This is a genomic window from Pseudomonas sp. BAV 4579 (genome assembly GCF_009765395.1).
Taxonomy (GTDB): Bacteria; Pseudomonadota; Gammaproteobacteria; order Pseudomonadales; family Pseudomonadaceae; genus Chryseomonas; species Chryseomonas aestiva.
In genome coordinates, this window is sequence record NZ_WHOV01000132.1 from 1 (window position 1) to 7,348 (window position 7,348).

Consider the following 7,348-nt stretch of genomic DNA (forward strand, 5'->3'; position numbering starts at 1 on the left):
CAATGCGCTTGCACCGCGCCGAGTGCCCGCCGCAACCCCGCCAGCCGCCCTGCATCGCCTTGCGCCTGCGCCTGCGCCTGGGCGATCTGCCGCTCCAGCGTCAGGCGCTTCGCCGCGCAGCCACCGTCGGCCGCCACAGCCAGGCCGGGCAGCAACAGGGTGGTCGCGAACAGCATTGTCCTGGTTCGGTCTTTCATCGGCATTCCTCCGAACATTGAAAGGCGAGCGCTTCCGTGTCGTTTCGCTCAAGCGTCCAGCGACGGCCCGACCAGCGCGGCGAGCTGATCGTAGACGCCGGGCGCTGCCACCAGCAGGGGATTGCCATTGACCAGGCCATCGTTGCGCAGGAAGGCGTTGTGGCGCCCCCCTGCCTCCTGGATCAGGACCAGGCCCGCCAGGCAGTCCCAGCCATGGATCAGGGTTTCGTAATAGCCGATCAGCCGGCCGGCGGCGACATAGGCCGTCATCAGCGCACCCGAGCCATTGCGGAAGAATTGCCCACCCTCGGCGAGCAGACCGGTCACGAACGGCAGGAAGTGTTCCTTGCCGCGTCTATGAGTGGTACCCAGCCCGGTCAGGCCCTGGCGGATCTCGGTGGCCGCATGGACGCGCAGCGGCTGGCCGTTGACGAAGGCGCCGTGCCCGCGCAGGCCATGGAAGAGTTCGTCGTGATTCGGATCCATGATGGCGCCGAGCAAGGGCTCGCCCTCGTGCAGTAGGCCGATGGACACGCACCAGTTGTGCAGGCCGTTGAGAAAGGGCGCGGTGCCGTCGATGGGGTCTATGACCCAGAGGTAGGGCGCGGACAGGTCGGTGGCGCCGCCCTCCTCGCCCAGTAGGCCATCCTCCGGAAAGCGCTCGCTCAGGCGTTGGCGGATGAGCTCCTCCAGGGTCTTGTCGGCGATGCTCACCACGTCCTGCAGGTCGCTGCCCTTGTGGTCCACCTGCAGCGCACCGCGCCGGCGATAGAAGTCGAGGCCGAGCTGCGCCGCTTCCCGGGCGATGTCCTGGACAGCGCGGTAGCGTTCGGCGATAGCGGGGGCGATAGCGGTCATGGACGCTCCTGGAACGGGAAAAGGCGTCAGGGTGCCAGTTCCACTGGTGGAAAAGAATAGTCGCGATCCTGCCCGTCAGCGCTCTTGACGCTGGCCCCGGTCAGACCGCGGCCGTGCACTGGACAATTTCTGCCGATGTCGGCAAAGGTCCGACTAGAAGCCCCTGGTCATGGCCGTGTCATCTCGGCGGCGCAGGCTGTCGGGTATTGGCACTCAGGACGGCGAAATGCAGCGACGGACCGCACCAAATCCGCCCGCCGCCGTCAGAACAGTTGAGTGCTCGTTGGACCGGGAGGACGCCATGACCGCACAAACTTCGCTATTCCACGGCAATGGTCAGCTGCAGCAGTTGCGGCGACTGATTCCCAGACAGCATTTCGAAGCTCTGGAACGCCATCTCGAGTTGCTGTCGCAGGAATTTCCGCTCTTCGACCATCCGCCGTTGAGCATCGACTGCGCCGTTGCCGAAACCCTGGAGAACCTTGGCATTCGTGCCTTCCAGTGGCAGGGCAGCTGCGATCTGCCGCAGCGGATGGCCCTGGGCAGCGCCCTGATGGGCGAAGGCTTCATGGCCCAGTCCAGCACGCCGGAATACACCCTCTATCTCAACGTGCGCGGCGAGAAGGTGCTGTTGCGGCAAGAGCCTGCAGGTGGCCAGACCCTGGTCAGCCTGGTGTCGGATTGCCCGCCGCTCTTCGCTTATCTGGCGGCCAAGCACCGCGAGCCGCTACCGGTCGCCTGAACGGCTCGGCATCCGCCTGTAGGTAGCGTGACCGACCGGCATCGAGGATGACGAACGGGATCACAAATACGCAGTAACGTCAGACTAAGCGGGAACCAAATAGGCAGTGGAATGGTAGATTCGCGCTTCGGATCTACCAGGAGACCCAAGGAATGGGAATTCGTATTCTGGCCAGCGTCATCGCGACCTTCGCAGCTTTCCATGCCGAAGCTGCCACCCTCCCCGCCGTACCGCCGCTCAAGCTGGCGGACCTCACCCTTCAGATCCCCCTCTCGCGTACCGATGCCATCCCTGCCAGAACTGACGCCCAGTTGCGTGACAGTCGGCAGCCAGCTAATGGCGCCCGCTGGTTGAACGAACATGGCACTCTTGCTCAGGAGCAACGCTGGGTATTCTAGTCCGTTGGATTGATGTCGACGGACGGCTTCCCATTCGTATGCTTTTTGATCCTGGCTGGGGAATGAATCGCTTTTTTGCAGGTCCGTCTGGTTCTACGGGCAGCTCCACTCCTCTGCCCTTTCAACCTGCACGCGGAGCCGTCATGAAACGCCTGTCCCTTCTCCTGTTTGCCGCCCTGTCGGCCTGCAGCTCGGCTCCCACCCCGCCTCCGGCCGATCCGTCGCAATTCGGCGGTCGTACCCAGGAACAACTCCGGCAGAGTTTCGGCTCGCCGCAGCGGGTCGCGCAGCTCGATCGCCTGGTGGTCTACGAATATCGCAACCTGCGCGCCCCGGGCAGCGCGACGCCGGTCTATTCCTTTCTCATCGAAAACGAGCGGGTGATCGAATCCACCCCCGGAACCTTGCAGCTTTATCGCGAGGACGGCATCACCAAGGTCAAGGCGGAAAGTCTCTAGGCAGAGCCGCCGGCCGGATCGAACGTCCCACGCAGCCTTGCGAGGATGTGCAAAAAAATACCGATTTTGGTGTCTTCCAGCATTTGTTTCCCGGGCGGCAACGGGCTGTAATCGGTCCGTGGCTTCCGCTGCAAAGGCCGTCACAGCCGGCCGCGTGGTGGGTTACAACAACAAGAAAAGCGTCTGCTGCAGTTGCACAGGACGCGGAGTGCAAGATGAAAACAACACCAAAAGCGCTTTTATTGTCCGCTGTCACCCTCTCTGCAGGCCTGACCTTCTCGCTGGCCCTCCAGGCCGCTGAAACGGTCACCATCGCCACCGTCAACAACAGCGACATGATCCGCATGCAGCGGCTGTCCAAGACCTTCGAAGAACAGCACCCCGACATCAAACTCAACTGGGTGGTGCTCGAGGAAAACGTGCTGCGGCAGCGGCTGACCACCGACATCGCCACCCAGGGCGGTCAGTTCGACGTCCTGACCATCGGCATGTACGAGACCGGCCTCTGGGGCGCCCAGAACTGGCTGGAGCCCATGAAGGACCTGCCCGCCAACTACGACCTGGACGACCTCTTCCCGTCGGTTCGCGAAGGCCTGTCGGTCAAGGGCACCCTCTATGCGCTGCCCTTCTATGCCGAAAGCTCCATCACCTATTATCGCAAGGACCTGTTCCAGCAGGCTGGCCTGACCATGCCCGCCCAGCCCACCTGGACCCAGATCGCCGACTTCGCCGGCAAGCTGCACCAGCCGGACAAGGACCAGTACGGTCTCTGCCTGAGAGGCAAGGCCGGCTGGGGCGAGAACATGGCCCTGGTCACCACCATGGCCAACGCCTTCGGCGCGCGCTGGTTCGACGAGAAGTGGCAACCGGAATTCACCGGTCCGGAATGGACCGCGGCGGCCAACTATTACGTCACCAACATGAAGAAGTATGGTCCGCCCGGCGCCTCCAGCAACGGCTTCAACGAGAACCTGGCGCTGTTCAACAGCGGCAAGTGCGCCATCTGGGTCGATGCCAGCGTCGCCGGCTCCTTCACCATGGACAAGAGCCAGAGCAAGGTCGCCGACAGCGTCGGCTTCGCCGGCTCGCCGCGCGAGGTCACCGACAAGGGTTCCTCCTGGCTGTACGCCTGGTCCCTGGGTATCCCGACCTCCTCCAAGCACAAGGATGCCGCCAAGACCTTCGTGACCTGGGCCACCTCCAAGGACTACGCCAAGCTGGTCGCGGACAAGGACGGCATCGCCAACGTGCCGCCGGGTACCCGCAAGTCCACCTACAGCCAGGCCTACATGGACGCGGCGCCCTTCGCCAAGGTCTCGCTGGACATGCTGCAGCACGCCGACCCGGCCCATCCCTCGGCCAAGCCGGTGCCCTATGTGGGCATCCAGTACGTGACCATCCCCGAGTTCCAGGCCATCGGCACCTCGGTAGGCAAGCTGTTCGCCGCGGCCCTCACCGGGCAGATGTCGGTCGAGCAGGCCCTGCAGGCGGCGCAGCAGTCCACCGCCCGGGAAATGAAGCGCGCCGGCTATCCCAAGTAGCGCTGGAGCCCTGGGTCCGCACCCCGCGGACCCAGGCCTAGCGGCTTTTCCTGCCTGATCCGTCGCTGGCGTCGCGAGACGCCAGTGCCTCGTCACGGCCCACTGCCTTGCGGAGCATCGCCATGCAGACCTCCACCCTCAAGACGCCCGCCGTCGAAACCCCTGCCGCTCCCGCCCGTCGTCAACGCCGTCGTGCCGGCCCCGGCTGGTTCCTGATCAGTCCTTCGGTGGCTCTGCTGCTGGTGTGGATGCTGGTGCCCCTGGGCATGACCATCTGGTTTTCGCTGATCCGCTACAACCTGCTCTATCCGGGGGAGCACGCCTTCGTCGGCCTGGAGAATTTCGAATACTTCGTCACCGATGCCGGCTTCTGGCCCGGCATGAGCAACACCCTGCTGCTGGTGGGCAGCGTGCTGCTGATCAGCGTGGTCTTCGGCGTGCTGATCTCGGCGCTGCTGGAAGCCAGCGAGTTCCTTGGTCGCGGCATCGTCCGCGTCCTGCTGATCTCGCCGTTCTTCATCATGCCCACGGTCAGCGCCCTGATCTGGAAGAACCTGATCTTCCATCCGGTCTCCGGCATTCTCGCCGCGGTCTGGAAACTCTTCGGCGCCACCCCGGTGGACTGGCTGGCCACCCACCCGCTGCTGTCGATCATCCTGATCGTGTCCTGGCAGTGGCTGCCCTTCGCCATTCTCATCCTGATGACCGCCATGCAGTCGCTGGATCAGGAGCAGAAGGAAGCGGCCCGCCTGGACGGCGCCGGGCCGCTCGCCATCTTCTGGCACCTGACCCTGCCGCACCTGGCGCGGCCCATCGCCGTGGTGGTGATGATCGAGACGATCTTCCTGCTGTCGGTGTTCGCCGAAATCTACACCACCACCAGTGGCGGTCCGGGCTTCGCTTCCACCAACCTCGCCTACCTGATCTACAACCAGGCCCTGCTGCAGTTCGACGTCGGCCTGGCCTCCGCCGGCGGCCTGATCGCCGTGCTCATCGCCAACATCGCCGCCATTATCCTGGTGCGGATGCTCGGCAAGAATCTGACCCAACAGTGAGGACCCTGACATGCTGACGCTCAAGCAATCCCGGCGCCTGCAGAGCCTGCTGCTGGGCCTGCTCGCCTGGCTGGTGGCCCTGGTGCTGTTCTTCCCGATCTTCTGGATGGTGCTGACCAGCTTCAAGACCGAGATCGACGCCTTCGCCACGCCGCCGCAGTTCTTCTTCACGCCCACGCTGGAGAATTACCTGACCATCCAGGCACGCAGCGACTACTTCCACTTCGCGCTGAACTCGGTGGTGATCTCCTTTGGCGCCACCCTGCTGAGTCTGCTGCTGGCGCTGCCGGCGGCCTATTCCATGGCCTCCCACGAGACCAAGAACACCCAGCGCCTGCTGCTGTGGATGCTCTCCACCAAGATGCTGCCGGCGGTGGGCGTACTGGTGCCCATCTACCTGCTGGCCAAGCAGTTCGAACTGCTCGACAGCCGGCTGCTGCTGATCGCCGTCTACACCCTGATCAACCTGCCGATCGTGGTCTGGATGGTCTACACCTACTTCAAGGACATCCCCAAGGACATCCTCGAAGCCGCGCGCCTGGATGGCGCCACCACCTACCAGGAAATCGTCCGGGTGCTGCTGCCGATCGCCAAGGGCGGCATCGCCTCGACCATGCTGCTGTCGCTGATCCTCTGCTGGAACGAGGCCTTCTGGTCGCTGAACCTGACCTCGTCCAACGCCGCGCCGCTGACCGCGCTGATCGCCTCCTACTCCAGTCCCCAGGGACTGTTCTGGGCCAAGCTGTCGGCCGTCTCGACGCTGGCCTGCGCGCCCATCCTGATCTTTGGCTGGATCAGCCAGAAACAACTGGTACGCGGCCTGTCGTTCGGTGCCGTGAAATGAGCCGTCGCTGCGCTATTGCGCTTGCCGATCCGGCGTCGGAAGGCCGCTCGAAATGCTCATTTACCCTCGTAAACTGCGCTTTCTCGCGACCTTCCTCCTTGTCTCGCCTTCGCTCGCGACGCGCAGCGACGGCTCATATAACAAGAGGACTCCTGTCATGGCCAATCTGAAAATCCGCAGCCTGCGCAAGGGCTTCGACTCGCTGGAAATCATCAAGGGCGTCGACCTCGACATCAACGACCGCGAATTCGTGGTCTTCGTCGGCCCGTCCGGGTGCGGCAAGTCCACCCTGCTGCGCCTCATCGCCGGCCTGGAAGAGGTCAGCAGCGGCACCCTGGAGCTGGACGGTCGCGACATCACCGAGGTGTCGCCGGCCAAGCGCGACCTGGCCATGGTGTTCCAGACCTATGCCCTCTATCCGCACATGAGCGTGCGCAAGAATCTGTCCTTCGCCCTCGACCTGGCCAAGATCGACAAGCAGGAAGTGGAGCGCAAGGTCGCCGATGCCGCCCGCATCCTCGAACTGACGCCGCTGCTGGAGCGCAAGCCGCGCCAGCTCTCCGGCGGCCAGCGCCAGCGGGTGGCCATCGGCCGCGCCATCGTTCGCCAGCCGAAGATCTTTCTGTTCGACGAACCCCTGTCCAACCTGGACGCCGCCCTGCGCGTGCAGATGCGCCTGGAACTGGCGCGCCTGCACCAGGAATTGCAGGCCACCATGATCTACGTGACCCACGACCAGGTGGAAGCCATGACCCTGGCGACCAAGGTGGTGGTGCTCAATGGCGGCCGCGTCGAACAGGTCGGTTCGCCCCTGGAGCTCTATCACCATCCGGCCAACCTCTTCGTCGCCGGCTTCCTGGGTACGCCGAAGATGGCCTTCTTCAAGGCCAAGGTGGTGGCCACCGACGCCCAGGGCGTGGAAGTGGAGCTGGCAGCCGGTCCGCGCCTGCACCTGCCACGCCGGGGTGACGACCTCGCGATCGGCAGCCCGGTGACCCTGGGCATTCGCCCGGAACACCTGCGCCTGGCCGCCGACGGCCAGCTGCCGGTGATCAGCGACGTGGCCGAACGCCTGGGCAGCGACACCTATTGCCACATGGTCACCGAGGCCGAGGAGCCGCTGACCGTGCGCGTGCCGGGTGACTGCGCCGTCGCCTACGGCGAACGCCAGCGCCTGGCGCTGGACGTCGACTTCTGCCATCTGTTCGACGAACAGGGCCGCGCCGTGGCGCCGCTGCTGCGCAAAGCCGCCTGA

The 7,348-nt window shown here is 64.5% G+C and carries 9 protein-coding genes; 7 read left to right on the top strand and 2 right to left on the bottom strand.

What is annotated here, in order from left to right:
• Together GSQ95_RS21450 and GSQ95_RS21455 are read right to left on the bottom strand one after the other, a co-directional pair.
• Positions 1-197 (bottom strand): DUF1090 family protein (locus GSQ95_RS21450; protein ID WP_158973894.1); only part of this gene is annotated, 197 nt, incomplete at its 3' end.
• A 48-nt stretch (positions 198-245) separates the two neighbouring features.
• Entirely contained in the window at positions 246-1,055 is an 810-nt protein-coding gene (locus GSQ95_RS21455; RefSeq protein ID WP_158895511.1) for an inositol monophosphatase, read from the bottom strand.
• Positions 1,056-1,356: 301 nt separating this feature from the next.
• On the opposite strand from GSQ95_RS21455, the gene GSQ95_RS21460 reads away from it, so the two are divergent.
• The 7 genes from GSQ95_RS21460 (at position 1,357) to GSQ95_RS21490 (ending at position 7,348) form a co-directional block, all read left to right on the top strand.
• Positions 1,357-1,797, top strand: a complete 441-nt coding sequence (locus GSQ95_RS21460) for a hypothetical protein (RefSeq protein WP_158895513.1) — start codon at positions 1,357-1,359, stop codon at positions 1,795-1,797.
• Between the two features lie 152 nt (positions 1,798-1,949).
• Positions 1,950-2,195 (top strand): hypothetical protein, encoded by a 246-nt coding sequence (locus GSQ95_RS21465; RefSeq protein WP_158895515.1) that lies wholly within the window; start codon positions 1,950-1,952, stop codon positions 2,193-2,195.
• A 143-nt stretch (positions 2,196-2,338) separates the two neighbouring features.
• Positions 2,339-2,653 (top strand): hypothetical protein, encoded by a 315-nt coding sequence (locus GSQ95_RS21470; RefSeq protein ID WP_158895517.1) that lies wholly within the window; start codon positions 2,339-2,341, stop codon positions 2,651-2,653.
• A gap of 215 nt (positions 2,654-2,868) precedes the next feature.
• Positions 2,869-4,194, top strand: coding sequence for a sugar ABC transporter substrate-binding protein (locus tag GSQ95_RS21475; RefSeq protein ID WP_158895519.1), 1,326 nt, complete (start codon positions 2,869-2,871; stop codon positions 4,192-4,194).
• 122 nt (positions 4,195-4,316) lie between these two features.
• Positions 4,317-5,249 (top strand): carbohydrate ABC transporter permease, encoded by a 933-nt coding sequence (locus GSQ95_RS21480; protein WP_158895521.1) that lies wholly within the window; start codon positions 4,317-4,319, stop codon positions 5,247-5,249.
• 10 nt (positions 5,250-5,259) lie between these two features.
• Positions 5,260-6,093, top strand: coding sequence for a carbohydrate ABC transporter permease (locus tag GSQ95_RS21485; protein WP_158895523.1), 834 nt, complete (start codon positions 5,260-5,262; stop codon positions 6,091-6,093).
• 157 nt (positions 6,094-6,250) lie between these two features.
• Positions 6,251-7,348: an ABC transporter ATP-binding protein gene (locus GSQ95_RS21490; RefSeq protein WP_158895525.1), complete on the top strand. Its 1,098-nt coding sequence runs from the start codon at positions 6,251-6,253 to the stop codon at positions 7,346-7,348.

Coding starts and splice junctions, on each gene's coding strand:
- GSQ95_RS21455 (WP_158895511.1), bottom strand. CDS start 1,055: ATGACCGCTATCGCCCCCGCTATCGCCGAACGCTACCGCGCTGTCCAG.
- GSQ95_RS21460 (WP_158895513.1), top strand. CDS start 1,357: ATGACCGCACAAACTTCGCTATTCCACGGCAATGGTCAGCTGCAGCAG.
- GSQ95_RS21465 (WP_158895515.1), top strand. CDS start 1,950: ATGGGAATTCGTATTCTGGCCAGCGTCATCGCGACCTTCGCAGCTTTC.
- GSQ95_RS21470 (WP_158895517.1), top strand. CDS start 2,339: ATGAAACGCCTGTCCCTTCTCCTGTTTGCCGCCCTGTCGGCCTGCAGC.
- GSQ95_RS21475 (WP_158895519.1), top strand. CDS start 2,869: ATGAAAACAACACCAAAAGCGCTTTTATTGTCCGCTGTCACCCTCTCT.
- GSQ95_RS21480 (WP_158895521.1), top strand. CDS start 4,317: ATGCAGACCTCCACCCTCAAGACGCCCGCCGTCGAAACCCCTGCCGCT.
- GSQ95_RS21485 (WP_158895523.1), top strand. CDS start 5,260: ATGCTGACGCTCAAGCAATCCCGGCGCCTGCAGAGCCTGCTGCTGGGC.
- GSQ95_RS21490 (WP_158895525.1), top strand. CDS start 6,251: ATGGCCAATCTGAAAATCCGCAGCCTGCGCAAGGGCTTCGACTCGCTG.